Source organism: Parvularculales bacterium (assembly GCA_036881865.1).
In the GTDB taxonomy this organism is placed as follows: domain Bacteria; phylum Pseudomonadota; class Alphaproteobacteria; order JAPOUT01; family JBAJNM01; genus JBAJNM01.
This window is the reverse complement of the sequence record JBAJNM010000004.1, coordinates 26,826-51,418: the sequence shown is the minus strand read 5'-3', so window position 1 is coordinate 51,418 and position 24,593 is coordinate 26,826. Positions and strand designations below refer to the sequence as shown.

Here is a 24,593-nt window from a genome sequence, read left to right as displayed (position 1 = left end):
CCTGTGAGTTTTTCAGATTTCGAGCGTTTTGGTTAAGGGATGGTTATAGCGCTCATGGCCAAAAAATTCAAATGCTTAGACTTTAACGGCCTGCATTTTTTCTATAATGGCCTCGGCCTCGGTGATGGTACGGTTAATAATATCTCTACATGGCAGGACATCATGGATCGCCCCTGCTCCCTGGCCCATGGCAAAGCAACTTTTTTCCTTGTCCAACCCTTCTATTTGACCGCCAATGCCGCCCATCACATTGGCTTTATGAGAGATAATGGCTTGTTCGGGGAAGGGTTTTATCTCTTGAGGGCGATTCTCCCAATTATCTACGTAGGGGTTTCGATGCACACGCATGGGCTTGCCGGAATAACACCGCGTGATGATGGTGTCTCTGTCGTCCGCGTCCAGAACAACCTGCTTGTACATATCGGCGGCGTGGGCTTCTTCCGAGGCAATAAAACGTGTACCCATCCACACGCCCTGACAGCCAAAGGCTAGGGCTGCGACGAGGCCGCGTCCGTCTACAATAGAGCCTGCCGCAATGACGGGAATATCCACTGCGTCAGTAATTTGGGGGATGAGTGCCATACCGGCAACACGGCCTGTATGTCCACCGGCTTCTGTGCCTTGGGCGATGACGGCGTCCACACCGGCAGCAGCACCGGAAACTGCATGACTCACCGCTCCACATACATTCATGACCAAGATGTCGGCACTATGAAGGCGCTCCAGAATATTGACCGGTACACCAAGACCAGAAACAAAAGCGGTGATGCCTTCTTCAATCATGATGTCTGCGGTGCGTTCCAGAGATTCAGGCACGGCGGCTAGCAAATCTAACCCGAAGGGGCGGTTTGTAAGTTCTTTGACCTTGCGTACTTGTGTTTGGATTTCATCGACAGAAAGCCCTGCCATACCGAGGCAGCCAAAACCACCGGCTTCTGATACGGCAGCGCATACTTCTGCGTAAGAGACACCACCCATACCTGCTAGCATGATGGGATGTTCAATGCCGAGCATATCGCAAAGAGGTGTTTTCAGGCTCATAGTAGTTTTCCCTAAATTTAGAAGATAGCGTAGCCACCATCTATAATAAACACATCACCGGAGTGATATGATGATGCATCGCTGGTGAAATAAACCGCCGCACCGCCGAAATCTTCCGGCGTACCCCATCTGCGTGCTGGAACGCGGGGGATAACTTTTTCGGCAAAGGCGGTTGAGTTTTGGGCACCTTCTGTCATGTCGGTTGCAATCCACCCGGGCAGAATGGCATTGGCCCGTATGCCATAGCGGGCGTGTTCTACAGCGATGGATTTAATCATGGAGATAACCGCACCTTTGGTGGCAGCATAATGCTGATTACGGGCAGCTCCTTCAATGGCGGCGAGGCTGGAGATAGACACCAGCGAGCCTCCTGTGTCACCTCCTTTGGCGCGCTCTACCATGTGTTTTGCGGCCTCTCTTAGAGTGAAGAAGACGCCATCCAGATTAACACTTAACACTTTCCGGTATTGTTCGGTAGGCATGTCTGTAAACGGGCCGCTAAGGGCCCCGATTCCGGCATTGGCAAAGACGGCGTCCACGCGTCCCATCTCGGCGATGGTAGCCGCCATGCCATCGGCCACTTCTTTTTCTTCTGCAACATTGATGCGTCGCGATACTACACGTCCACCATGGACGGCGAGTGCTTCTTTTGCCTTGACATTGCGCTCTTCGCTGGTACCCCAAATGGCAACATCTGCGCCTGCCTGAGCCAGCGCTTCCGCCATACCAAGGCCAATACCGCGATTGCCACCGGTGATAAGGGTTACTTTCCCCTTAAGGTCAAACGGTTTATACATAAATACCCTCTTAGAGTTTTCTGATAGTGGCCCATTATAGAGGGCGGGGGGGTAAAGTGCTAGCCGGGCGCTCACTGGTGCGGATATGGAGGAGAATTTAAGTCATGTGTGGACGTTATGCCTTGATCCAATCCTCGGAAGATCTTGCGGCGCTATTTGAGTGCAAGGGTGTGGCAACTCATAATATCCCTCAATATAACATAGCCCCTACTCAAAGTGCACCGGTTGTCTGCCAAACGGCTGGAGAGCGCCGTATGGTGATGATGCGTTGGGGGTTGTCAAATGTGGGGAATATTGAAAGGGCGCCGCTTATTAATGCGCGGGCGGAGACAGTGGCGGACAAGCCTTCTTTTAGGCAAGCGTTTCGTAGGGGGCGGTGTTTGGTTCCGGCGGATGCTTTTTATGAATGGCGCAAACAATCAGGTGCGGAAGGAGAGCCTTTTGCTGTTGCGCGTCAGGATAGGTGTCCTTTTGCCATGGCTGCTGTTCGGGACAGGGTTTCTTTTACCATTGTTACTACTGAGGCTAACAAGACTTTACGGCCGTATCATCATCGAATGCCGGTCATTATTGATGAGGCTGGTTGGGCGTCATGGCTAGAGACGCCGGAGAGTGAAGTGCTTTCTCTGCGGGAGTTTTTGGTGTCTGCGCCGGATGATTTTATGGAGGCGTGGCCTATATCTAAGCGGATCAATCGGGTTGCAGAAGATGATCCAGCTTTGCTGGAGCGCGTTGTGCCACAACCGGTCTTGCGGCAGACATCTTTGTTTTAGGTTTCCTCTTGGGAGGGTACGATTTTGCCCGGGTTTAATATGCCATCAGGGTCAAGAGCGCGTTTAAGACGCACCATGAGATCTAGTTCTACGTCACTTTTGCGGGCAATATTTTCGTCACGCTTCATAAGACCGATCCCATGCTCGGCGCTGATGGAGCCTCCCATAGCATGAACTCTATCATGAACGAGAGTCTGAAAAGCAGGGGCCATGGCAAGGAAGTCTGCCGCTTGCATATTCTCTGGCTGGCTTAGGTTAAAGTGAATGTTACCATCTCCCATGTGACCAAACGGAACAGGCCGCACACCAGTCAAATAATCAACAACGGCTTTGGTGGTGGTGTCAATGAAATCAGGCACATAGGATAGAGGGACAGAAATATCATGCTTGAGGCTTGCCCCCTCCCGCTTTTGGGCCTCTGACATGTTCTCCCGCAAGCGCCAGAATGCCTCGCTTTGGGCAAGGGAGTCGGCCACGGCAGCATCGACAATAATACCACGTTCAAGAGCGTTCTCTAAAAGAGAGACCATGACGGAGCGTAAAGCGGCAGACTCCATGCCACTTGATAACTCAACAAGTGTATACCACGGTGTATGAGTTGAGCAGGGCGCACGACTTTCAGGATGGTGCCGCAAAGTCAGTTCAAGCCCGATGCGGGGGATGAGTTCGAAGGCGCTCACAAGACCACCGCTTTTTTCTAATCCCAGAGTAAAAAAATCTAAAGCGGCACTGACAGAAGGTAAGGCTGCAAAGGCCGTCACCATGGCACGGGGTTGGGGGTAAAGCCTCAAGACCGCTGCCGTGATAATGCCCAGCGTGCCTTCAGCTCCCAGAAAGAGTTGTTTGAGGTCGTAGCCTGTGTTGTCTTTGTATAGATGGGTCAGGCCGTTCCATATATGTCCATCCGCCAGCACCACCTCAAGGCCCAGAACAAGGGCGCGCATGGAGCCATAACGCAAGACGGCTGTCCCTCCTGCATTGGTGGATAGCAACCCCCCTATCTGAGCCGTGCCTTCAGAAGAGAGAGAGAGAGGAAACAAACGCCCTCCTTGAGTGGCGGCCTCTTGAACATTGTGCAACACACACCCTGCTTCAACGGTGATGGTGTTGTTGGCCGCATCAAGGTTGAGAATGTTGTTCATCCGGGTAAGAGAGACAATAATCTCTCGTTCCTCGTCAAAAGCAATCTGCCCTCCCACCAGACCCGTATTGCCCCCTTGGGGTATAATTTTGATTGAATTAGCGACTGCACATGCTACAACATCAGCCACCTGTTGGGTGGAGGCTGGACGCACCACCGCCAGTGCTGCTCCATGCCAGACGCCACGCCACTCCTCGAGATAGGGAGTCATGGCTTTCTGACCTGTCAGCACATGAGATTCCCCCACAATAGATTGAAATTCAGAAAGCACCGCTTGCTTGTTGGGGGTATCGGGTGTTTTAAGTTGGCGCTGGGTCATGGCATCTTTATGATGGGGGGCGTTGGAGGCTCCTATGATTAGCACGCTTGACCATATTATCGTAGCCGTTCATGACCTTGAGGCGGCAACTCTCTCTTGGGAGAGGCTGTTGGGGTATAGGGCCTCATGGCGGGGAGGCCATGAGGCGTACGGTACGGTAAACAGCCTGTTTCGGTTGGGGAATACGTATTTGGAACTGCTGGCCCCTGTGGGAGAAGACAGCGTTTTGTTACACCGTGGTGAGTGGACGCCTGGGCTTACAGGATTGGCGTTCGGGACGGAGAATATTGAGAGTGCTGTCAGAGATTTGCGGGAACGGGGCATTGTGATAGCAGACCCCCAAGAGGGTGAAGGCCGTGATGAGGCAACTGGAGCGGTTCGGCGTTGGCGCAATGCCATGATTGACAGTGAGAGTGCCAACGGGATTTTTATGTTTTTAATTCAGCACGATACCCCTGATGGTTTGCCAGATGCACCGGATGCGTTGATGGGTGCGGCGGGTTCGCCCGTTCATGCTCTTGACCATGTTGTTGTGCAGACGGGGTTTTCAGAGAGGGCTCGAGAATTTTTTGGGCCCGAGGGGTTGGGGTTGCGGTTAGCTCTTGCACGGGATGAACCTAAGTGGGGTGGCATGATGTTATTTTTTCTGGTTGGGGGCACAACGGTGGAAGTTATTGGTAAGCGGGATGACAACAAGGTGCATGATACATTGTGGGGCTTGGCGTGGCAGGTTAGGGATTGTGCCGCCGCACAGGCGCGGTTGAGTACGGCGGGGTTTGATATGTCTCCTGTGCGCGCTGGACGCAAGTCTGGCACTCAGGTCTGTACGGTGCGTGATGCCCCTGAAGGGATTCCCACGTTAATTATTAGTCCTGATAAGGGGTAGCCGCTCGCATAAGTCGATCGTTGATGGCTTCGCCTAACCCGTGGTGAGGAATAGGCATAACGACAATGACAGGAGAGGCTGCGGATTTATCCTGTTCGATTTTGGCCTCTCCCCTTCTATCTCCAACTCTCCTATCTTTTACGATGACATCTAATGTATGTAGATAGTCGAATAGATGCATAGCGGCCTCCCGCACGTCTCCTGATGGGCTGAGGTTAAGATAAGGTACGTCCTCAGATAAAGGATGAGGGCCAAACGCCAGCAAGACATCGTCCTTGCCAAGAGCATCGGCATTCAGACGCAAGGGGGTGTCCGGTGCGTAGTGACGCACCAGTCGTCCGGGTGCTTGTCGGGCAGCTTTGTCTGGCTCGTTAGGGGGAATGACAAGAGAACGCCCGAGGATGGTTTCTATTTGTTGTTGCTCTATAGCACCGGAACGCAGCAAATAAGGCGTATCATCGGGTGCAAAACCGATAATGGTGGACTCAATGCCAAAGGATGAGGGGCCACCTTCTAGAATACCGGCGATAGTTGTAGCGTTAGCAAGGTTGGTTGCGACGTGGACGGCGCGGGTGGGGCTAATTTTGCCAGATATGTTGGCGCTAGGTGCGGCTAGGGGTCGTCCCGTAGCTTTGATAAGGTTAGTAGCAATAGGGTGAGAGGGAACTCGCAGAGCGATGCTATCGAGTCCGGCGCACGCGAGGGGAGGTATAGGACATGATGACAAGCGGGGTACCACTAGCGTAAGAGGGCCGGGCCACACGGCTTCTGCAATCTCTAGGGACGCTCCCTCAATCCAGCCTATCTGTGCGGCCTCCTCAAGGCTGGCGGCATGAATAATGAGAGGATTAAAACGTGGGCGATTTTTGGTTTCATAAATACGGGTAATAGCCTCAGCATTGGTGGCATCCGCTCCCAATCCGTAGACGGTTTCCGTAGGAAATACCACCAACTGCCCTGCAAGGAGCTCTTGGGCACATAGCTCAAGGTTTGTGGCATCAGGGGGCAGAATAGAGGGAGAAGTCATGAAAATGAACTATGGTTGCGCTTGCCCGTAAGTCAGGTGTGTGCCAGTTTATCCTGACTGAGCTACTACGTCATCCTGCAACGGTGCTGGACTAAAGGATATTGATATGCCCCGCAAGACTCCCCCCCTTCCCGATGATATTCGCGCCTTGAGTTTTGAAGATGCTCTCAAAGCGCTGGAGGATATTGTAGATAGCATGGAACGCGGAGAAGTGGCGCTAGAGGAGTCTATTACCTCTTATGAGCGGGGCGTATTGCTAAAGACCCATTGCGAGACATTGTTGGCGAACGCCCGCAGTCGCGTCGAAAAAATAACGATCTCTTCATCTGGTGCTCCATCGGTAGAGGCACTGGATGAGGTTGACGATGATGGGTGATGTCCTTGAAAGATGATGAGACGTTTGTTCGTCAACGATATGAAGATGTAGCGGCGGTTGAGCAAACCCTTGGAAGCCTGTTGCCTCATCCTGCTGATATGCCGGATGCTCTCAATACATTGTTTGAGGCTATGCGCTATGGGGTGCTTGGAGGGGGCAAGCGGTTTAGACCCCATTTGACTTTGAGTGTGGCGCGTTTGTTTAGGGCGCCGCCCATGCGGGCTCTTCGGGTAGCTGCTGCCGTTGAATGTGTCCACGCTTACTCTCTTATCCATGACGATTTGCCTTGTATGGATAATGATGATGTCCGTCATGGGCAACCCACGGTGCACCGCCAATACGGAAAAGCGGCAGCATTGTTAGCAGGTAATGGATTGCTTACGTTGGCATTTGAGGTTTTAGGTGAGGAGGCAACCCATGATGATGCCTCTGTTCGGTGCGCTTTGGTATCTGGTCTAGCGGTAGCCTGTGGAGGTTACGGCATGATGGGTGGACAGATGCTGGATATAACAAGTGGTGGTGCGGAGAGGGTCAATGATTCTCGTATAGGGTCTTTGAAAACCGGTGCTCTTATGGGATTTGCCTGTGAGGCGGGAGCGATTGTGGGGGGAGCGGATGAGATAAACCGCATCAGAATGAGAGATTTTGGCCTTTGTGTTGGTCGGGCGTTTCAGATTGCCGATGATAGGCTGGATGCTGACGGCACAACGCCCTTTGAGCGGGCGGTTGAGTTGGTGAGCGAGGCTGTAACGCATCTTGAATGTTTTGGTGCGCGGGCGGATATTTTGCAGGCCGCCGCCCGTTTCGCTATAATGCGTGAGCAATAAACCAAGTCTCTTCATCTATGTATACTCAAAAACCTCTTCTGGATAAAATTGCCTCGCCTGCTGACTTGCGTGAGGTGTCAGCAGGTGATTTGCCGCAATTAGCCGATGAACTACGTCAGGAACTGATAGACGTTGTTTCTCAAACCGGCGGTCATCTAGGGGCTGGTTTAGGGGTTGTGGAACTGACGATCGCACTTCATTATGTGTTTGACACACCAACAGATAGACTTGTGTGGGATGTCGGACATCAGGCTTACCCTCATAAAATTTTGACCGGACGGCGCGAAGCCATGACCAGTTTGCGTCAGGGTGGGGGACTTTCAGGGTTTACCAAACGTGCGGAGAGTATCTACGATCCTTTCGGGGCGGCGCATTCTTCTACGTCCATATCGGCAGGCCTTGGTATGGCGGTGGCGCGAGACTTAAACCATGAGGAAAATAATATTATCTGTGTGATAGGTGACGGAGCCATGAGTGCTGGCATGGCGTACGAGGCCATGAACAACGCTGGTGCGATGGACTCACGCTTGGTCGTTGTGTTGAACGACAATGATATGTCTATAGCACCGCCTGTGGGAGCTATGAGCGCTCATTTAGCGCGGTTGTTGTCGGGTCGTCCTTATATGGGGTTTAGAAGTTTTGCTAGACGCTGGGTGGACAAATTGCCTTATCGCTTGCGCGAGACTATGCGCCGTCTGGAGGAATATGCCAGAGGTCTCGCTACAGGCGGCACATTGTTCGGCGAGTTGGGCTTCTATTATGTAGGGCCGGTGGATGGTCATAACCTAGATCATCTATTGCCGGTTTTGCGCAATGCCAAACTCTCTAAAGAAGGCCCTATCTTGGTTCATGTTGTCACTAAAAAAGGTAAGGGTTACCCTCCTGCCGAGGCCGCAGATGATAAATATCATGGCGTTACACGTTTTGATGTTGTTACCGGCGCACAACACAAAGCAGCTGCAAAAGCGCCAAACTATACGCAGGTGTTTGCGGATAGTTTGATTGAGGAGGCTCGCCGTGATGACAAAATTGTAGCCATTACGGCAGCTATGCCATCGGGCACGGGGCTTGATCGTTTTGCAGATGTTTTTCCTGAACGTTGCTTTGATGTTGGTATTGCCGAGCAGCATGGTGTTACCTTTGCAGCCGGTCTGGCAACAGAAGGGCTGAAACCTTTTACGGCGATTTATTCAACGTTTTTGCAACGAGCCTATGACCAAATCGTACATGATGTAGCCATACAAAAATTATCGGTACGGTTTGCAATTGACCGGGCTGGTCTTGTGGGGGCTGACGGTCCAACCCATGCGGGGTCTTTTGATGTGGCTTTTTTGTCCACTTTGCCCAACTTTGTGTTAATGGCTGCCGCCGATGAGGCAGAATTATGCCACATGGTTGCTACCGCCAGCTTATTTGATGAGGGTCCGTGCGCTTTTCGATTTCCCCGTGGGGTGGGCACAGGTGTGGCGTTGCCAGAGAGAGGAAAGCCGCTTGAGATCGGCAAGGGCCGCATTTTGCGAGAGGGTATGTCAGTGGCCATTGTTAGCTATGGGGCACGATGCGCAGAAGCGCTTATGGCAGCTGATATGTTGGCAGCCCATGGGGTGAGTGCTACGGTGGCGGATGCCCGTTTTGCCAAACCTTTGGATGAAGAATTACTGATGCGTTTGGCGCTTCATCATGAAGCGCTGATTACCATTGAAGAGTCAGCGTCGGGGGGCTTTGGAGCTCATGTATTGCAGTTTTTTGCAGCCCAAGGGATTTTGGATGGTGGTGCGGCCAAAGTGCGGACGTTATATTTGCCAGATAGGTTTATTGACCATGATACCCCGGCACGTATGTATGAGGAGGCAGGTTTGACAGCATCCGATGTTGTTCAGTGTGCCTTAGATGTGCTGGGTCGCAACACAGATACACTCCCTTCCATTGCCTAGGGTGCCTATTACTTAAAGCGCGTCAGACCCCATTTGTCCGCGATGGCGCAACAAATGATCGGCAAGAACACAGGCTACCATAGCCTCTGCTACTGGTACTGCACGAATACCAACACACGGGTCATGGCGGCCACGAGTGGTGATGGTGGTTTCCTCGCCATTACGGGTAATGGTACGCCGTGGTGTTAGAATAGAAGACGTGGGTTTAACTACAAGACGGGCTACAATATCCTGACCTGTTGAAATACCCCCCAAAATGCCTCCGGCGTGGTTGGACAAAAAGACCGGCTTGCCATCGTCACTCATGCGCATCTCATCGGCATTTTGTGTGCCGGTAAGGTTCGCTACGGCAAAGCCATCGCCAATTTCAACACCTTTCACCGCATTGATGCTCATCAGGGCCGCGGCAATGTCCGTATCCAGTTTGCCGTAAAGGGGAGCGCCTAATCCTACTGGTGCACCGGAAGCTACAACTTCTATTAAGGCCCCACACGACGAACCGGCTTTTCGGGTTTCATCTAGAAAAGTTTCCCAATCCGGTACAGCGATAGCATCCGGACACCAAAATGGGTTGCGCTCGATCTCGGTCCAGTCCCAATTATCGCGATTGATTCTGTGGGGCCCGATACCAACCAGTGCAGCGCGAACAACAACCTCAGGGATAATTTTGCGCGCAATGGCGCCCGCCGCTACCCGTGCGGCTGTCTCTCGCGCCGAGGCACGTCCGCCACCGCGATAATCACGGATGCCATATTTTTTCAACCATGTGTAATCGCCATGCCCGGGACGAAACTTATCGGCAATCTCGCTGTAATCTTTTGAGCGTGGGTCTTCATTGCGAATAATAAGAGAGATGGGCGCGCCGGTTGTGAGAGTTTCACCGGTTTTATCGTCGGCAAACACCCCTGATAGGATTTCTACCTTGTCAGATTCTTGGCGTTGGCTGGTATGGCGAGATTGCCCTGGGCGACGGCGCTCAAGCCAGAATTGAATATCATCCTCGCTAATAGGCAGACGGGGAGGTACGCCATCCACCACACACCCGAGCGCGATCCCGTGGGATTCACCCCATGTGGTAACTCGAAAAAGATGCCCAAAACTGTTATGCGACATGATGAATAGGGAGTGTGAGGTTAGTTGGAGCAACGTACCTTAACATACCTTAACACAAGGAAGTATGGGGCAACCACTGGCCAGAATCGTTGTTTTTTACACGGTGGAGATATCAGGTGCGTCTTCGGCTTTCATACCGACAACATGATAGCCGGAGTCCACATGGTGAATTTCCCCTGTGACCGAACGGCTTAAATCGCTTAACAGATAAACACCAGCATTGCCTACGTCTTCTATGGTGACTGTGCGTTTTAGGGGAGAGTTATATTCGTTCCATTTCAGGATGTAGCGAAAATCGCGAACACCGGACGCCGCTAGTGTTTTAATTGGGCCCGCAGAAATACCATTAACGCGGATGCCCTGAGGCCCTAAGTCGGTAGCCAGATACCGTATGCTGGCCTCTAGGGCTGCCTTGGCCACGCCCATGACGTTGTAGTGGGGGATAACTTTCTCGGCACCATAGTAAGATAAAGTGAGTAGGGAACCTCCCTCAGACATCAACGATTGCGCACGTTGGCACACAGCCGTGAATGAATAACAAGAGATATGCAGGCTGGTAAGAAAACTATTCAGGGTTGTGTCCACATAGCGGCCCTCAAGTTCATCTTTACCCGCATAAGCTATGGCATGGACAATGAAGTCAATCTCGCCCCATTCCTTTTTGAGCGTTTCAAAGGTTGCATCCAACGCATCATCCTCGGTGACATCACACGGTAACACGAGGCTCGTACCCATGCTTTCTGCAAGAGGTCGCACCCTCTTACCTAGTGGTTCACCTTGATAGGTAAAGGCTAGTTCGGCACCTTCTTGAGCGCAAGCGTTAGCAATGCCCCAAGCGATAGAGCGATTATTAGCAACGCCCATCACTAGTCCACGTTTTCCGGTCATTAAGCCGTTTTGTCGGCTCATAGGATACTTCCTTCTGTATTAACTTATGATTTTCCACTCTCCACCCAGCTGATGGCAAGTGGTGCCATAGGCGCTTTGTGTTTCTCCGGTAGTGGTGGTCTGGGTATATAGAGTCTGTCTTCTTTATCCAGAGATTTACCGTTTTTGCTGCTTGTCACATATCTGACCATAGGTACATAATAATATTATCGTCCACTCCTTGCTTGTATGGGTGAAGATGGACGCATTATATAGGAACAGAGCGGCCGCATCAATCATGAGAAGCAGAAATGAGTGAGCAAAAAACGTCTATATCGTCGCCACCGGACGAGAAGGTAGAGGCGGATAATCCCTTTACCTTGTTTCGGTCTTGGCTGTCGGAGGCGGAGGCTTCTGAGCTCAATGACTCTGGAGCCATGACCCTTGCAACGGTGGATGAAGCAGGCATGCCTGATGCTCGCATGGTGCTTTTGAAAGAGGTAGGTGAGGGAGGGTTTGTTTTTTATACCAATCTAGAGAGCGCTAAGGGGGTTCAGTTGGGGCATATACCACGGGCGGCGTTGTGTTTTCACTGGAAGAGTTTGCGCCGACAGGTGCGGGTGCGAGGTCATACGGTGTCGGTGAGTGATGGAGAGGCAGATGCGTATTTTGCTACTCGTCCCCGTGGTAGCCGAATAGGGGCGTGGGCTTCTCCTCAATCCCGTCCTATTGCCAAGCCGCTGGAGTTAGAAAAGCAGGTTGCTCTTTACACTGCCCGCTTTGCGGTGGGTAATATTGCGCGTCCCTCATACTGGTCCGGTTTTAGGCTTGTACCCACCTCTATTGAGTTTTGGGTCGGCAAGCGGCATCGTCTTCATGATCGGCTACTGTTCACCCGCGACACTGCTGAGCAGCCGTGGTACAAAACACGGCTTTATCCATAATATCCTCATGACGTCTTATCCTGCCAGCCCTGCCAATTCTGTTAGTTCGGAAAAAGCTGCCATCTTGATGCGCCGCGCAACGGTGTTAGCGATCTTGGTGGCTTGTTGTTTGATTACATTTAAGGCGCTGGCGTGGTGGTTTTCAGATTCTGTCGCTATTTTGGCCTCTCTGCTGGATTCGGGGTTGGATATGGCAGCCTCTGTAGTCAATTTGGTAGCGGTGCGTCATGCCTTAACACCGGCTGATGAGGAGCATCGTTTTGGTCATGGCAAGGCAGAGGCCATGGCGGGGTTGGGTCAGTCTTTGCTGGTAGCTCTGTCAGCCATCTGGATTATCGGTGAGGCAACAGAGCGTCTTCTTAACCCTCACCCTGTTGTCTATCCCGGGTTGGCCCTTGGGGTTATGGGGGTGTCAACTTTAGCCACTTTGGGGCTGGTGTTGTATCAGCGCCATGTCATCCGTTTGACCCGCTCGTTGGCCATCGGTGCTGATCATCTGCACTATATGAGCGACTTTATGGTTAATATTGCGGTGATTGTTTCTATCGTCTTGTCCGTCTGGTTCGGTCTGACGCTGGTAGACCCGTTTTTTGGTCTTGTGATTGCGTTTATTATCATCTGGGGGGCGTGGCGCATTATAAGTCAATCGTGGGATGAACTCATGGACCGCGAACTGCCTGATGATGATCGAGCGCAGATTAAATCTCTTGTGCTGGGCCATGGCGATGTAAAAGGCTTGCATGATTTGCGCACTCGGAGTGCGGGTCAACGGCAATTTATTCAGTTTCATATAGAGTTGGTGCCGGATCTTTCTATTTTGGAGGCGCACCAGATATCGGACGAAGTTGAAGAGAGGGTGATGGCAGCGTATCCCAAAGCGGAGGTGTTGATACACCAAGACCCTCTGGGGGTGGAGCATATTTCTGGTCTAGAGAAAGTATAGGTACAACAGATAACGGGTTATCCATTATACAATGTGTGGACCCTGACCGATGCCTTTGTGCGGTATCGCATCAACCTCATCAGCCTTGCGGCAAACTTCCTCAGGACAGTGACAATAACAGCTTCTAGGGCGTCTTTTTTCTCTTCGAGGCGGGCCAGCCATGCCCTAGCAGTTTGCGAGATATCGTCTGTTCCGTCGCAAACGGCCCGCGCTAGCGTCGCTTCGCTCCAATAATACCACTCTACCCCATAAGTTGTCCTCCGTTCTTTCTGCAATCTAAGGCCCATTGTGGGAATATTTGCGGGAGATTGTAAATGGCGATACACTATTGGGAGGGTTGCCCTTTTCAGGTGAGATACCCAAAAGCGGGTAACCACGGGAGAAGAAGAGCAGGAGAGAGATCATGAAAAGCTTAATGCAGGATTGGCCATTACGGGTGCATACTATTCTGGATCATGCACATCTTCATCATGGCACAGGAGAAATTGTAACTCGTTCTCTGGAGGGGCCGATACATCGTTGCTCATACGCCGACATGCATCTGCGTGCTCGGAAGGTATCGCAGGCCTTGGTCAGGCTTGGTATCAATAAAGGGGATGCTCTCGGCACCATGGCTTGGAATACCTGGCGTCACATGGAAGTCTGGTATGGCATTATGGGAGCGGGGGCTGTCTGTCATACGCTGAACCCGCGGTTGTTTGCTGATCAGCTGGTGTACATTATCAATCATGCTGAGGACAAAGTTATTTTTCTGGATGCCAATCTGACGGCTATTTTTGAGGGATTTCAAGACAGGCTGACGGCTGTCAAACATTATATCATCATGACAGATAAAGAACACATGCCGGAGACAACGCTCCCCAATGTGCTGTGTTATGAAGATCTGTTGGCGGCGGAAGACGGCAATTTTGACTGGGTGACGGGGGATGAAAACGATGCCTGTGGCATTTGCTATACATCGGGAACAACAGGTAACCCCAAGGGGGTTGTGTATTCTCATCGCTCTAATGTCATTCATACTCTGGCGGCCAATGCAGCAGATGCTATAGGTCTGCGCAGCGTGGATTCTGTGATGCCTGTGGTGCCTATGTTTCATGCTAATGCTTGGAGTATTGCGTTTGCGGCTCCTGCTGGGGGCTCCAAACTGGTAATGCCAGGAGCCAATATGGATGGTGCCAGCATTTATGAACTCTTGGATACAGAACAAGTCACCATGACCGCTGCTGTGCCAACGGTATGGATGATGTTGATGCAGCATCTGGAGGCCAATAATCTCAAATTGCCCCATCTTGGTCGGGTAGCGATTGGGGGATCAGCCATACCCCGCTCTATGTTGGAGGCTTTTGAGCGTAACTATGAAGTGGAAGTGCGTCATTTGTGGGGCATGACGGAAATGTCTCCCATTGGTACTATGGCGGGCTTCAAGCGGGGCATGGAAAACCTATCTTTTGATGAGTGTATGGATGTCAAATTAAAGCAGGGCCGCGCTATGTATACGGTGGAGATGAAAATCACCGATGATGATGGTAAGGAACTGCCTTGGGATGGCAAGGCTTTTGGGCATCTTATGGTGCGTGGGCCGGCTATTTCTGGAAGCTACCTAAAAGGTGAGGGTGGTCAGATTCTAGATGAAGATGGCTGGTTTGATACTGGCGATGTGGCAACCATTGATGAACTTGGCTTTATGCAGATTACGGACCGCTCTAAGGATGTAATTAAGTCTGGTGGTGAGTGGATTTCCTCCATTGAGTTGGAGAACCTCGCCGTGGGGCATCCTGATGTGGTTGAGGCGGCGGTTATTGGCATCTTACATCCTAAATGGGATGAGCGGCCTTTGCTGATTGTTGTCCGCAAGGAGGGCTCTAACGTCTCGTCGGACGATATTCTCGGCTACATGGAGGGTAAAATCGCCAAATGGTGGATACCAGATGACGTAGTTTTTGTAAATGAAATCCCTCATACGGCGACAGGCAAGATACAAAAGACGGCCTTGCGTGAGCAATTTAAGGACCATCAACTTCCCTCCGCTAAGGCGGCAGAATAAGCTGAGATGAGGGGTGCATAATATATGAGAGATACAAGCAAGATGAACTTCAGCGCGCAATGGTCTTTGAGGAGTGCTATTATGGCACTTCTGTTAGGGGTGCTGGTGGTAGTGCTAATGCGCACGGGGGGAGTAGGCCTCGGAACGGTGCTAGGGTTGGCAGCAGGTGTTTTTGTGTTAGCACTTGTGGGTCTGGTTTTGGGCCTATGGGGATTGGTGCATGACTCAGCGAACCGTCGTCGGGCAGTGCTTGCTATTATTTTAGCGATGGTGGTTGGGTTCGTGCCCGCTCGCGCTGTGGTGCGGGGGCTTGATGTGCCCCCCATACATGATATTTCTACAGATCTTGCAGAGCCGCCCGAATTTGTTACTGCCCGCACCATGCGGGGGCCAGCAGACCATGAGGTCGTCAATACTATAACGCCAGAGGATGCCGCTTTGCAGATGGAGGGTTATCCTGATTTATCTCCGCTTTTTATTTCTCGGCACCCGGGCATAGTCTTTGATGCTGCATTGGAGACCCTTGCAGATATGGAGTTGAAAATCATTGCGACGGAGCCGTCGCGGGGCAGCATTGAGGCGGTAGCTATCACGCCGATTATGGGGTTTAAGGATGATGTTGTGGTGCGGGTGCGAGAAGGAGACAATGGCGAAGCCATTGTTGACATCCGTTCTGCCTCCCGTCAGGGGGAAAGTGATTTAGGAACTAATGCGAGGCGTATTCGGGACATCTTTGCGGCTCTCACCATGCGTTTAGGGACGTAGGACAATAGAAACCGGTTATCCAATCTCATAGATTAAAGCTCCAATAGAAAGGAAACGTCTCCGATGAAGTCCAGTCACTATCAGCAATCATTTCAGAATGCTGTTGACGATCTGCATAATGAACGCCGCTATCGTACCTTTGCCCATATTGAACGTATAGCGGGAGATTTCCCTCGTGCCCGTAATCATGGGGCCGGTCCGGACAAAGTCGTAGTCTGGTGCTCCAACGATTATCTGGGACAGGGACAAAATCCAATCATCATGGACGCCGCCTGTACAGCAGTGCAGTGCATGGGGGTAGGCTCCGGTGGCACCCGCAACATTTCCGGTACTCATCATATGATTGTAGAATTGGAGCAAGAATTAGCGTCTTTACATGACAAAGCAGCGGCGTTGGTTTTTACGTCGGGCTATGTTTCGAATGTGGCTAGCTTGTCTGTGATAGCCAAACTGTTGCCGGATTGTGTTGTCTTTTCTGATGAATTGAATCACGCTTCTATGATTGATGGCATTCGTCGTTCAGGTGTGGAAAAACACATCTATCCCCATCGTGATATGGGGGCGTTGGAGCATCTTTTGATGCGAGTACCGCCGGAGCGGGCAAAGTTGATTGTCTGCGAGTCGGTTTATTCTATGGATGGGGATATATCGCCCTTGCCGCATATTTGTGACTTGGCTGACAGATATGGAGCCATGACATACTTAGACGAAGTTCATGCGGTTGGCCTTTATGGAGAGCGTGGTGGCGGGGTTTCAGAGCGGGATGGGGTGGCGCACCGTTTTGATGTTATTGAAGGCACGTTAGCCAAGGCGTTTGGCTGCATGGGGGGATATATTACCGCATCAGAGGTTTTGGTAGATGCTATACGCGGCTATGCGCCGGAGTTTATTTTCACAACATCTCTGCCACCTTCGGTTGCCGGTGCGGCTCTGGCCAGTGTGCGCTATGTGCGTGAGAACCATGGGTTACGTCTTCAGAATCAGGAGCGGGCAGAGCGCTTAAAAGAGATGCTCCACGAGGAGGGAATACCCTTTATGAGGGGGGATACTCATATCGTGCCGGTTATTGTGGGTTGTCCTGAACGTACCCGACTTATCTGCGATAGGTTGATGATGAACCATGGCATTTATGTGCAGCCTATCAATTATCCAACAGTGCCAAGGGGCACAGAACGTATTCGTTTAACGCCCTCGCCTCTCCATAATGATGGACTGATGGAACATCTGGTAAATGCTCTGGCATCACTATGGCACGAGATGGGGTTGTGGGAGGTTAGCGAAGAAAGCAGTGCGGTGTGTGTGCCCCTTAAGGCAACCGGTAGTGGCTTTTAAGGCCGAGGCGCGTGTCTTCACATAACACTTGTTGCTTGGCTACCAAATGTTCCATGTGGGCTAGAACCGAATAGGCGGCAGCGCCATGGAGGCGTTTGTCTACGTGCTGATAGAGGGCAGCTACAATATCGGTGATGAGATTATCGCCTGCCTCAAGGCGCGCCATGATTTGAGCTTCACGCTCTTCACGATGAGCAATAAATGCTTGCACAAAGTTTTTTGGGTCGGTGATGGGCGGGCCGTGAGTGGGCCAGAAAATAACATCATCACGTAACAGCAAGCGCTGAAGCGAGGCCATATAGTGCTGCATATTGCCATCTGGCGGGCCAATGACGCTTGTTGACCAGCCCATAACATGATCTCCTGAAAACAGAGCCTTTTCTTCACGCAGGGCAAAGCACAAATGATTGGATGTATGACCTGGTGTGTGGACAGCTTCTAACGTCCAACCCGCACCACTTATGCTATCGCCATCCTGCATAATCACGTCAGGTGTAAACTCCCCATCAATCCCTTCTTCGTGAGTGCTCACAGTTTCATCGCTGCTACGCTTTTGACCATGGGCACCGAATCCACAGGTCAAAGCACTGGTGCGCTCTTTAAGGGGCGCTGCCGCCGGAGAGTGGTCGCTATGGGTATGAGTGATAGGAATATGCGTGATGCGCTCGTTAGGGCCGAGGGCAGCCATAATAGCGTCAATGTGTTCATCAAGAAGCGGGCCCGGGTCAATGACGGCAACCTCTCCCTCGCCAATAATATAAGTGCCGGTTCCTGTATAGGTAAACGGGCCGGGATTGTTGGCAATCACTCGTCGAATGAGAGGTGATAGCCTATCGCATCGGCCATATTCAAAGTTAATGTCACGCACGAAAGGAATGGAGGCGACCATGGTGTATATACTCCTCTATTTGCCTGTGAGTATGGCATGGATAGGCCACGTAAACACCTATCTCTGGGGTGTAAGGTGAGAGGTATCCAAAGGAGTCTTGAAGTGAGAAGGTTTTCGCTGTATAAACAGTTTGAAAGTGGGAAATAGTATAATTAACACTAATAATGTGTAATAATGTTTGTAGAGGATCATGAGCATGGATGCAAAAAAACCTACAACGACAGATGTTATTATCCTTGGCGCTGGACCTGTGGGGATTTTTGCTGTCTTTGAACTGGGGCTTTTGGATATGAAAGCCCATGTAATTGATGTTCTGGACAGACCTGGCGGACAGTGTGCGGAACTTTATCCGGAAAAACCTATTTATGACATTCCGGGCTTGCCGGTGGTAACGGGTCAGGAGTTAACAGATCGGTTGTTGGAGCAGTCCGCGCCGTTTAATCCGGTCTATCATTACCATCGCATGTTGACAGAGCTTACGGAAAAACCCGATGGCGGATGGCGGGTTGTGACCGATGAGGGAGAGGTCTTTGAAGCACCGGTGGTGGTTATTGCGGCGGGTGGAGGTAGTTTTCAGCCTAAGAAGCCACCTATTGTGGGCATTGAAGAGTATGAAGGGCAGTCGGTTTTTTATGCGGTGCGCCAAATTGAAGCCTTTCGGGGGAAGCGTATTTTAATTTCCGGTGGTGGTGATTCAGCACTGGACTGGCTCCTGACCCTGACACCGGTGTCTGAAGAGATAACACTGTTGCACCGGCGGGATGAGTTTCGGGCTGCGCCTGATTCCATCAATAAGATGAGGGCGCTGGTTGAGGCCGGAAAAGTTGCTTTGCACATCGGTCAGATTAAAACTCTGAATGGAGAAGGGGGCGCGCTTACAGGGGTGACGATTGCCACAAAAGATAGCGGAGACGTGACCCTTGAGTGCGATACTCTGTTGCCATTTTATGGTTTGACCATGAAGTTGGGGCCAATTGCTGACTGGGGTATCAACCTTCATGAAAACCTTATCCCTGTAGATACGGCAGCCTTTGAAACCAACCGCTCCGGCTTGTTTGCTATAGGTGACATCAATACGTATGAGGGCAAACTCAAACTCATTTTAAGCGGTTTTCATGAGGCTGCCCTTATGGCGCAGAAGGCATTTTCTTATGTTTATCCTGATAAGCGTCTTACTTTTCAGTACACAACATCGTCTACCAGCCTCAAGAAAAAATTAGGGGTGGCTTAGAGTGTCTCTATTGTTTAGCCTTCCGGACTTGTACGTGTTCTAAAGAGTGCACTGAAAGACAGAAAAGGAGACGGGACGATGGGGATTTATCAACGCTGGATATTACCGCATGTTCTTGATTTGGCTTGTGGTAGCAAGCCGGTGCGCTATCAACGTCAGAAAGTTGTACCTCTGGCAGAGGGGCTAGTGCTGGAGGTTGGTATTGGGTCGGGGCTTAATTTGCCGTTTTATGATGCGGCACGGATTAATCGGGTTATAGGTCTTGACCCGTCTGGTGAGTTAAGAGCGATGGCCAAAAAACGTGCAGAGGAGCTTTCTTTTGACGTGGAGTTTATAGGTCTTCCGGGAGAAGAAATTCCTCTGGAAAACGACAGCGTTGACACCGTAATGCTAACCTACACCTTGTGCACTATTCCGGAACCTGAAAAAGCCCTTGATCAAATGCGTAGAGTGTTAAAGCCGGGCGGTCGTCTGGTTTTTTGCGAACATGGCCGTGCACCGGATGAAAATGTGCGTCGTTGGCAGTCTCGCATAACGCCTTTATGGCGTCGTATTGCGGGCGGATGTCATCTTAATCGAAATATTCCTAATCTTATAGAGGGCAATGGCTTCAAAGCAGAGTCCATGGAGACTATGTACCTGCCCTCAACACCCCGCTTTGCCGGATTTAATTATTGGGGAGTGGCTATGGCTCGTTAATGTAGTAAATATTTTAGTGATGGTTGGCATACGCTAAGAAGCATGTATGACACTATAATTAAAATCTAAACTGGATCAAACCATAGGGACAGATTATTGAGCGGTAGGCATATTCCTACAAAATTCTAAAACTCTTTGATTTCGTCCATTTAAAAGTTTTATAACTCTATTTCTATACTCACGATACTCTGATGCATTTTGGGGCAGTGGAGAATCTTGAAAACCAGTAAAAGGATGCCAAAACTTGATTGAGGCATAATCTTGATCAACTAAATCTTGTAAAAGAAAAAAATCCACATACCCTTTAAAATTATCAAAGAGTAAAAAGAAAGAGGAATAACGCTGAAATACGTCACTTAATGGACTGCTTTTTTTCATATAAAAAAGTCTGATACATTCTAAGGTAAGATCAAATCTATCTTGTATTTTACGATCCCATCCTCTAGCGCCATTAATTGTCATTTTGTTATCAATTTTTTTTGATGGAAAAATCATATGTCCTGCAATTGTGGCACGAATAGAAGAAAAACTATTGATTTCATCATGCGTGAGTTGATTGATTATATGTGACATCTTTTTTACGTCACTATAAGTATTTGTGATCTGATCACTTGATAAATAAAATTCCCCTAAATCTGATTTGTGGTGAAGTAATTTTGGGGTATCAAGATCTAATTTAAAATTCTTACCGTTAGGTAATTTTTTATTCCATAGAATTTGATGATACTTTCTAAGTGTAGGACTATGAGAATCCGGATCTTTTCCCTCAGGCGTATCAGAAAAAACATTAAAATTAATATCTATCATATGAAAGTACTTCTTCAGATTTATCCTAAAGTGTTATGGCGGCGTAGTTCTCGCATGGCTTCATCCAGACCACCAAGGGTGAGAGGAAACATGCGATCTCCGATCAGTTGCTGGATTAGCTGAATGGACGGCGTATGATCCCAGTGTTTTGTCGCCACCGGATTAAGCCATACAACGCTTTCGTAAGTCTGGGCAACGCGGTCAATCCATAGGCCGCCCGGTTCTTCATTCCAGTGCTCTACAGAGCCTCCTGCGTATGTGATTTCATAGGGGCTCATACTGGCGTCGCCTACGAAGATTACTTTGTAGTCGGACGGATATTTGTGGAGCACATCCCATGTTGGTATTTTTTCCGAATATCGCCGTCGATTATCCTTCCAGACGTCTTCATAGAGGCAGTTGTGGAAGTAGAAATACTCCATGTTTTTGAATTCCATCCGCGCAGCAGAAAAGAGTTCCTCACATAGTTTGATGTGGCCATCCATGGAGCCGCCGATATCAAAAAACAGCAAAACTTTAATAGCATTGCGCCGTTCCGGTATAAGTTTGATATCCAGATAGCCCGAGTTGGCAGTTGAGCGGATGGTATCATCCAAATCCAGCACTTCCGGTGCGCCTGCCCGTGCAAATCGACGCAAATGACGCAGAGCCATTTTGATGTTGCGGGTTCCGAGTTCCACTGTGTCGTCAAGGTTGCGGTATTCCCGCTTGTCCCAAACTTTAATGGCCTTGCCGTGACGGCCTTTCTCCTGACCGATGCGCACACCTTCCGGGTTATAGCCCTGAGCGCCAAAGGGAGAGGTGCCGCCGGTTCCTATCCATTTATTGCCGCCTTCGTGACGTTTTTCTTGCTCTTCAAGACGCTTGCGCAGAGTCTCCATGATTTTTTCCCAGCCACCGAGAGATTCAATTTCTGCTTTTTCTTCTTCGGTAAGAAATTTTTCCGTGAGGGCTTTGAGCCATTCTTCAGGGATTTCGGCAACTTCATCATTATCCGGGGAGTCCAGCCCTCGGAAGACATGGGAAAACACTCTGTCAAAGCGGTCTAGGTTGCGTTCGTCTTTTACCAGTGCCGAACGGGAGAGATAGTAGAAGTCCTCTACGTTGCGGTGAATGATATCGGCGTCTACCGCCTCCAGCAGGGTTAGGTATTCCCGCAGGGAGACCGGCACACTGGCACGACGCAATTCATGGAAAAAGTCAACAAACATAGGATACCCCTACGCCATAATCCAAGCTATATACGAACCATCCACAATAATGATGATTTCTCTGGTTCTGTGTCAAGTTCGCTCTTCCATGAATGGTGCGTTGCTTTAAAACTTCAACAGTTTTCTAATTTCTCTCCCTTCGGGCGAGAAAGGCAAGGCGTTCAAACAGGTGAACGTCTTGTTCGTTTTTGAGCAGAGCACCGTGAAGAGGTGGTATCAACTTCGTGGGGTCCCGCTCGCGCAAAATCTCCGGAGAAATATCTTCGCTGAGTAGCAGTTTAAGCCAGTCTAGTAGTTCTGAGGTGGAGGGCTTTTTCTTAAGGCCGGGCGCTTCACGGATTTCATAAAACACCTTGAGGGCTTCGGCTACAAGCCTGGATTTGAGTCCCGGAAAGTGGACATCAACAATCTGCTGCATGGTTTCTGTATCGGGAAATCTTATGTAATGGAAGAAGCACCGCCGCAGGAAGGCATCCGGTAGTTCTTTTTCGTTATTGGAGGTGATGATGACAATGGGACGTTGACGGGCGTGGATAGTCTCGCCTGTCTCATGGACGAAAAACTCCATGCGGTCCAGTTCTTGTAGCAAGTCGTTGGGAAACTCAATGTCTGCTTTATCAATTTCGTCAATCAGTAAAACGAGGCGTGAGGAGGCATCAAAGGCATCCCAAAGGCGGCCACGATGGATATAGTTCTTCACGTCCTTGACGCGTTCGTCGCCTAGTTGCGAGTCCCGCAGACGCGTGATGGCATCATACTCGTAAAGACCATGCTGAGCCTTGGTAGTGGATTTAATATGCCAGGTGAGGAGGTCAAGACCCAGCGATTTGGCGACCTCTTCTGCCAGTACGGTTTTACCCGTTCCCGGTTCACCCTTGATGAGCAAGGGCCGCTCAAGGGTGATAGAGGCGTTTACTGCAACGCGCAGGTCTTCTGTAGCAATGTAATTTTTTGTACCTTCAAACTTCATTGAGATTTCCTGTTAATGGTCATTTTAATGGTCATTTAGCCGTATGATTATTATCAGGCGGCACTTTATCCTAGCCTGCTCCCTCCGCCAAGGAGAAATCGTGTGTGTGGGTTGTGTGGGTGCTACTATCCGGTGCGGGAGGAGAGATTACAGAATCCGAACGTATATATTATATACAATCAGCACATGGGTGTTGGAGTCTTAAATGTTTGGGAGAGTTTTCCAATTTTTTCGGACGATGATGAGTGGGGGGTGTCTTTGTTATCTAAACCGTTCAGTCTCCGATGTTCAAAGTGAACGTGGGGTATGCCGGAAAGTGAGGGGTTGGGAATCAGATAATTGGCCAGGGGCGTAAAATCTCCGTCCGGATGCAGCATAACAAGAACATATCTGGAACATTTTTAATTACTTATTTTTTTTCAATAGGTTAGGCGTGTTGACAATGGAGAACAAAAAGTGTACAAAAAGCTCATGCGGAGATAGTTTTACGCATCGTCCCAGCTATGTAATAAGAGGAGAGACCCCATGTCCCGTTCTAGCACTCGTACAGATTTACACCTTGTTGATGATACAAACATGAATGACAAAAAGAAGGCTCTGGATGCCGCTTTAAGCCAGATTGAACGTGCTTTTGGCAAAGGCTCTTTGATGAAACTTGGACAGAGTGGTTCTCAGATAGAGATTGAAACCATACCAACCGGCTCGCTGGGGCTTGATATAGCCTTAGGTATTGGAGGTGTGCCACGAGGGCGTGTAGTTGAGATTTACGGGCCGGAGTCATCCGGCAAAACAACACTGGCTCTGCATATCGTAGCAGAAGCGCAAAAGACTGGCGGCGTGTGCGCCTTTGTAGATGCCGAACACGCGCTGGATCCGGCTTATGCCCGCAAACTTGGCATTGATTTGGATGAATTACTGATTTCACAACCAGATCACGGCGAGCAGGCACTGGAAATCACCGACACGCTGGTACGCTCAGGTGCGGTGGACGTTGTCGTTGTAGATTCTGTTGCCGCCCTCACACCACGGGCTGAACTAGATGGCGAAATGGGCGATAGCCTCCCTGGTTCGCAAGCGCGGTTGATGAGTCAGGCCTTACGGAAACTAACTGCCTCTATTTCAAAATCCAGATGCACCGTTATTTTCATCAACCAGATTCGCATGAAAATTGGTGTCATGTTTGGGAGCCCGGAGACCACCACAGGAGGGAACGCTCTTAAGTTTTACTCTTCTATGCGGCTGGATATTCGCCGCATAGGTGCCATCAAAGAGCGCGATGAAATCGTCGGCAATCAAACCCGCGTGAAGGTTGTGAAAAATAAATTGGCCCCTCCCTTTAGAACTGTTGAGTTCGATATTATGTACGGTGTAGGCATCTCCTTTGTCGGTGAACTGATTGACTTGGGCGTTAAGGCCGGCGTGGTTGAGAAATCCGGCTCTTGGTATTCTTATGATAGTCAGCGCATTGGTCAGGGGCGTGAGAATGCTAAGACTTTCTTGACGGAAAATCCGGAGATGGCGGAGCGGTTGACTGTGGCTATTCGCCAGAATGCGGGTCTTTTAGATGAGACAATCCTGGAGGCTCCTGCTACGGAGGAAGAGACTGGCGAAGGCGAAGAAGAGAAAACCTCCATCGCCTAGCAAGGTTCCTGGTTCT

General features: G+C 50.2%; 23 protein-coding genes. 13 read left to right on the top strand and 10 right to left on the bottom strand.

Annotated elements, in window-relative coordinates:
* Window positions 1–75: 75 nt before the first annotated feature.
* Window positions 76–1,041: a nitronate monooxygenase gene (locus tag V6Z81_02085; protein ID MEG9861285.1), complete on the bottom strand. Its 966-nt coding sequence runs from the start codon at window positions 1,039–1,041 to the stop codon at window positions 76–78.
* A 17-nt stretch (window positions 1,042–1,058) separates the two neighbouring features.
* Window positions 1,059–1,838, bottom strand: coding sequence for an SDR family oxidoreductase (locus V6Z81_02080; GenBank protein ID MEG9861284.1), 780 nt, complete (start codon window positions 1,836–1,838; stop codon window positions 1,059–1,061).
* 104 nt (window positions 1,839–1,942) lie between these two features.
* Here V6Z81_02080 and V6Z81_02075 point away from each other — a divergent pair, with 104 nt between their 5' ends.
* Window positions 1,943–2,611, top strand: a complete 669-nt coding sequence (locus V6Z81_02075) for an SOS response-associated peptidase (GenBank protein MEG9861283.1) — start codon at window positions 1,943–1,945, stop codon at window positions 2,609–2,611.
* Here V6Z81_02075 and V6Z81_02070 read toward each other — a convergent pair.
* Window positions 2,608–4,071 (bottom strand): FAD-binding oxidoreductase, encoded by a 1,464-nt coding sequence (locus tag V6Z81_02070; protein ID MEG9861282.1) that lies wholly within the window; start codon window positions 4,069–4,071, stop codon window positions 2,608–2,610. The genes V6Z81_02075 and V6Z81_02070 overlap by 4 nt on opposite strands.
* 34 nt (window positions 4,072–4,105) lie before the next feature.
* On the opposite strand from V6Z81_02070, the gene V6Z81_02065 reads away from it, so the two are divergent.
* Window positions 4,106–4,957 carry a VOC family protein gene (locus tag V6Z81_02065; protein ID MEG9861281.1) on the top strand — a complete coding sequence of 284 codons (852 nt, stop codon included), beginning with the start codon at window positions 4,106–4,108 and terminating at the stop codon, window positions 4,955–4,957.
* Here the strand turns inward: V6Z81_02065 and V6Z81_02060 are convergent.
* Window positions 4,938–5,984 (bottom strand): L-threonylcarbamoyladenylate synthase, encoded by a 1,047-nt coding sequence (locus tag V6Z81_02060; GenBank protein ID MEG9861280.1) that lies wholly within the window; start codon window positions 5,982–5,984, stop codon window positions 4,938–4,940. The genes V6Z81_02065 and V6Z81_02060 overlap by 20 nt on opposite strands.
* Before the next feature lie 106 nt (window positions 5,985–6,090).
* On the opposite strand from V6Z81_02060, the gene V6Z81_02055 reads away from it, so the two are divergent.
* From V6Z81_02055 to dxs, 3 genes are read left to right on the top strand one after another with little or no spacing between them, the layout of a single operon-like run.
* Window positions 6,091–6,360, top strand: coding sequence for an exodeoxyribonuclease VII small subunit (locus V6Z81_02055; protein ID MEG9861279.1), 270 nt, complete (start codon window positions 6,091–6,093; stop codon window positions 6,358–6,360).
* The gene (locus V6Z81_02050; protein MEG9861278.1) at window positions 6,360–7,187 is read left to right on the top strand and encodes a polyprenyl synthetase family protein; all 828 of its coding nucleotides are present in this window, start codon (window positions 6,360–6,362) and stop codon (window positions 7,185–7,187) included. Before V6Z81_02055 ends, V6Z81_02050 begins: the two co-directional genes overlap by 1 nt.
* 17 nt (window positions 7,188–7,204) lie before the next feature.
* The gene (dxs, locus tag V6Z81_02045; GenBank protein ID MEG9861277.1) at window positions 7,205–9,121 is read left to right on the top strand and encodes a 1-deoxy-D-xylulose-5-phosphate synthase; all 1,917 of its coding nucleotides are present in this window, start codon (window positions 7,205–7,207) and stop codon (window positions 9,119–9,121) included.
* A gap of 12 nt (window positions 9,122–9,133) precedes the next feature.
* Here the strand turns inward: dxs and aroC are convergent, their stop codons facing one another.
* The gene (gene aroC, locus V6Z81_02040) at window positions 9,134–10,234 is read right to left on the bottom strand and encodes a chorismate synthase (protein ID MEG9861276.1); all 1,101 of its coding nucleotides are present in this window, start codon (window positions 10,232–10,234) and stop codon (window positions 9,134–9,136) included.
* A gap of 96 nt (window positions 10,235–10,330) precedes the next feature.
* Complete coding sequence (fabI, locus tag V6Z81_02035) at window positions 10,331–11,143, bottom strand: enoyl-ACP reductase FabI (protein MEG9861275.1); 813 nt, start codon at window positions 11,141–11,143, stop codon at window positions 10,331–10,333.
* A gap of 269 nt (window positions 11,144–11,412) precedes the next feature.
* Between fabI and pdxH the strand changes: the two genes are divergently transcribed.
* The 5 genes from pdxH (at window position 11,413) to hemA (ending at window position 17,129) form a co-directional block, all read left to right on the top strand.
* Window positions 11,413–12,045, top strand: a complete 633-nt coding sequence (gene pdxH / locus V6Z81_02030; protein ID MEG9861274.1) for a pyridoxamine 5'-phosphate oxidase — start codon at window positions 11,413–11,415, stop codon at window positions 12,043–12,045.
* A gap of 7 nt (window positions 12,046–12,052) precedes the next feature.
* On the top strand, window positions 12,053–12,988 hold the full coding sequence (locus tag V6Z81_02025; GenBank protein MEG9861273.1) for a cation diffusion facilitator family transporter: 936 nt from the start codon (window positions 12,053–12,055) through the stop codon (window positions 12,986–12,988).
* A 403-nt stretch (window positions 12,989–13,391) separates the two neighbouring features.
* Window positions 13,392–15,032 (top strand): long-chain-fatty-acid--CoA ligase, encoded by a 1,641-nt coding sequence (locus tag V6Z81_02020; protein ID MEG9861272.1) that lies wholly within the window; start codon window positions 13,392–13,394, stop codon window positions 15,030–15,032.
* 81 nt (window positions 15,033–15,113) lie between these two features.
* Complete coding sequence (locus V6Z81_02015) at window positions 15,114–15,797, top strand: DUF1499 domain-containing protein (protein ID MEG9861271.1); 684 nt, start codon at window positions 15,114–15,116, stop codon at window positions 15,795–15,797.
* A 63-nt stretch (window positions 15,798–15,860) separates the two neighbouring features.
* On the top strand, window positions 15,861–17,129 hold the full coding sequence (gene hemA, locus V6Z81_02010; protein ID MEG9861270.1) for a 5-aminolevulinate synthase: 1,269 nt from the start codon (window positions 15,861–15,863) through the stop codon (window positions 17,127–17,129).
* Here hemA and V6Z81_02005 read toward each other — a convergent pair.
* Window positions 17,104–18,018: an MBL fold metallo-hydrolase gene (locus V6Z81_02005; protein MEG9861269.1), complete on the bottom strand. Its 915-nt coding sequence runs from the start codon at window positions 18,016–18,018 to the stop codon at window positions 17,104–17,106. The two genes, hemA and V6Z81_02005, sit on opposite strands and share 26 nt — an antisense overlap.
* Window positions 18,019–18,214: 196 nt before the next feature.
* On the opposite strand from V6Z81_02005, the gene V6Z81_02000 reads away from it, so the two are divergent.
* Both V6Z81_02000 and V6Z81_01995 read left to right on the top strand, forming a co-directional pair.
* Window positions 18,215–19,249, top strand: coding sequence for an NAD(P)/FAD-dependent oxidoreductase (locus tag V6Z81_02000; protein MEG9861268.1), 1,035 nt, complete (start codon window positions 18,215–18,217; stop codon window positions 19,247–19,249).
* Window positions 19,250–19,327: 78 nt separating this feature from the next.
* Window positions 19,328–19,948: a class I SAM-dependent methyltransferase gene (locus V6Z81_01995; protein MEG9861267.1), complete on the top strand. Its 621-nt coding sequence runs from the start codon at window positions 19,328–19,330 to the stop codon at window positions 19,946–19,948.
* Between the two features lie 93 nt (window positions 19,949–20,041).
* On the opposite strand, the gene V6Z81_01990 is transcribed toward V6Z81_01995, so the two are convergent.
* The 3 genes from V6Z81_01990 to V6Z81_01980 form a co-directional block, all read right to left on the bottom strand.
* The gene (locus tag V6Z81_01990; protein ID MEG9861266.1) at window positions 20,042–20,755 is read right to left on the bottom strand and encodes a hypothetical protein; all 714 of its coding nucleotides are present in this window, start codon (window positions 20,753–20,755) and stop codon (window positions 20,042–20,044) included.
* Between the two features lie 20 nt (window positions 20,756–20,775).
* Entirely contained in the window at window positions 20,776–21,966 is a 1,191-nt protein-coding gene (locus V6Z81_01985) for a VWA domain-containing protein (GenBank protein MEG9861265.1), read from the bottom strand.
* A gap of 124 nt (window positions 21,967–22,090) precedes the next feature.
* Complete coding sequence (locus V6Z81_01980) at window positions 22,091–22,936, bottom strand: MoxR family ATPase (protein ID MEG9861264.1); 846 nt, start codon at window positions 22,934–22,936, stop codon at window positions 22,091–22,093.
* A gap of 525 nt (window positions 22,937–23,461) precedes the next feature.
* Here V6Z81_01980 and recA point away from each other — a divergent pair.
* The gene (recA, locus tag V6Z81_01975; protein MEG9861263.1) at window positions 23,462–24,577 is read left to right on the top strand and encodes a recombinase RecA; all 1,116 of its coding nucleotides are present in this window, start codon (window positions 23,462–23,464) and stop codon (window positions 24,575–24,577) included.
* The last annotated feature ends 16 nt before the right edge of the window (window positions 24,578–24,593 follow it).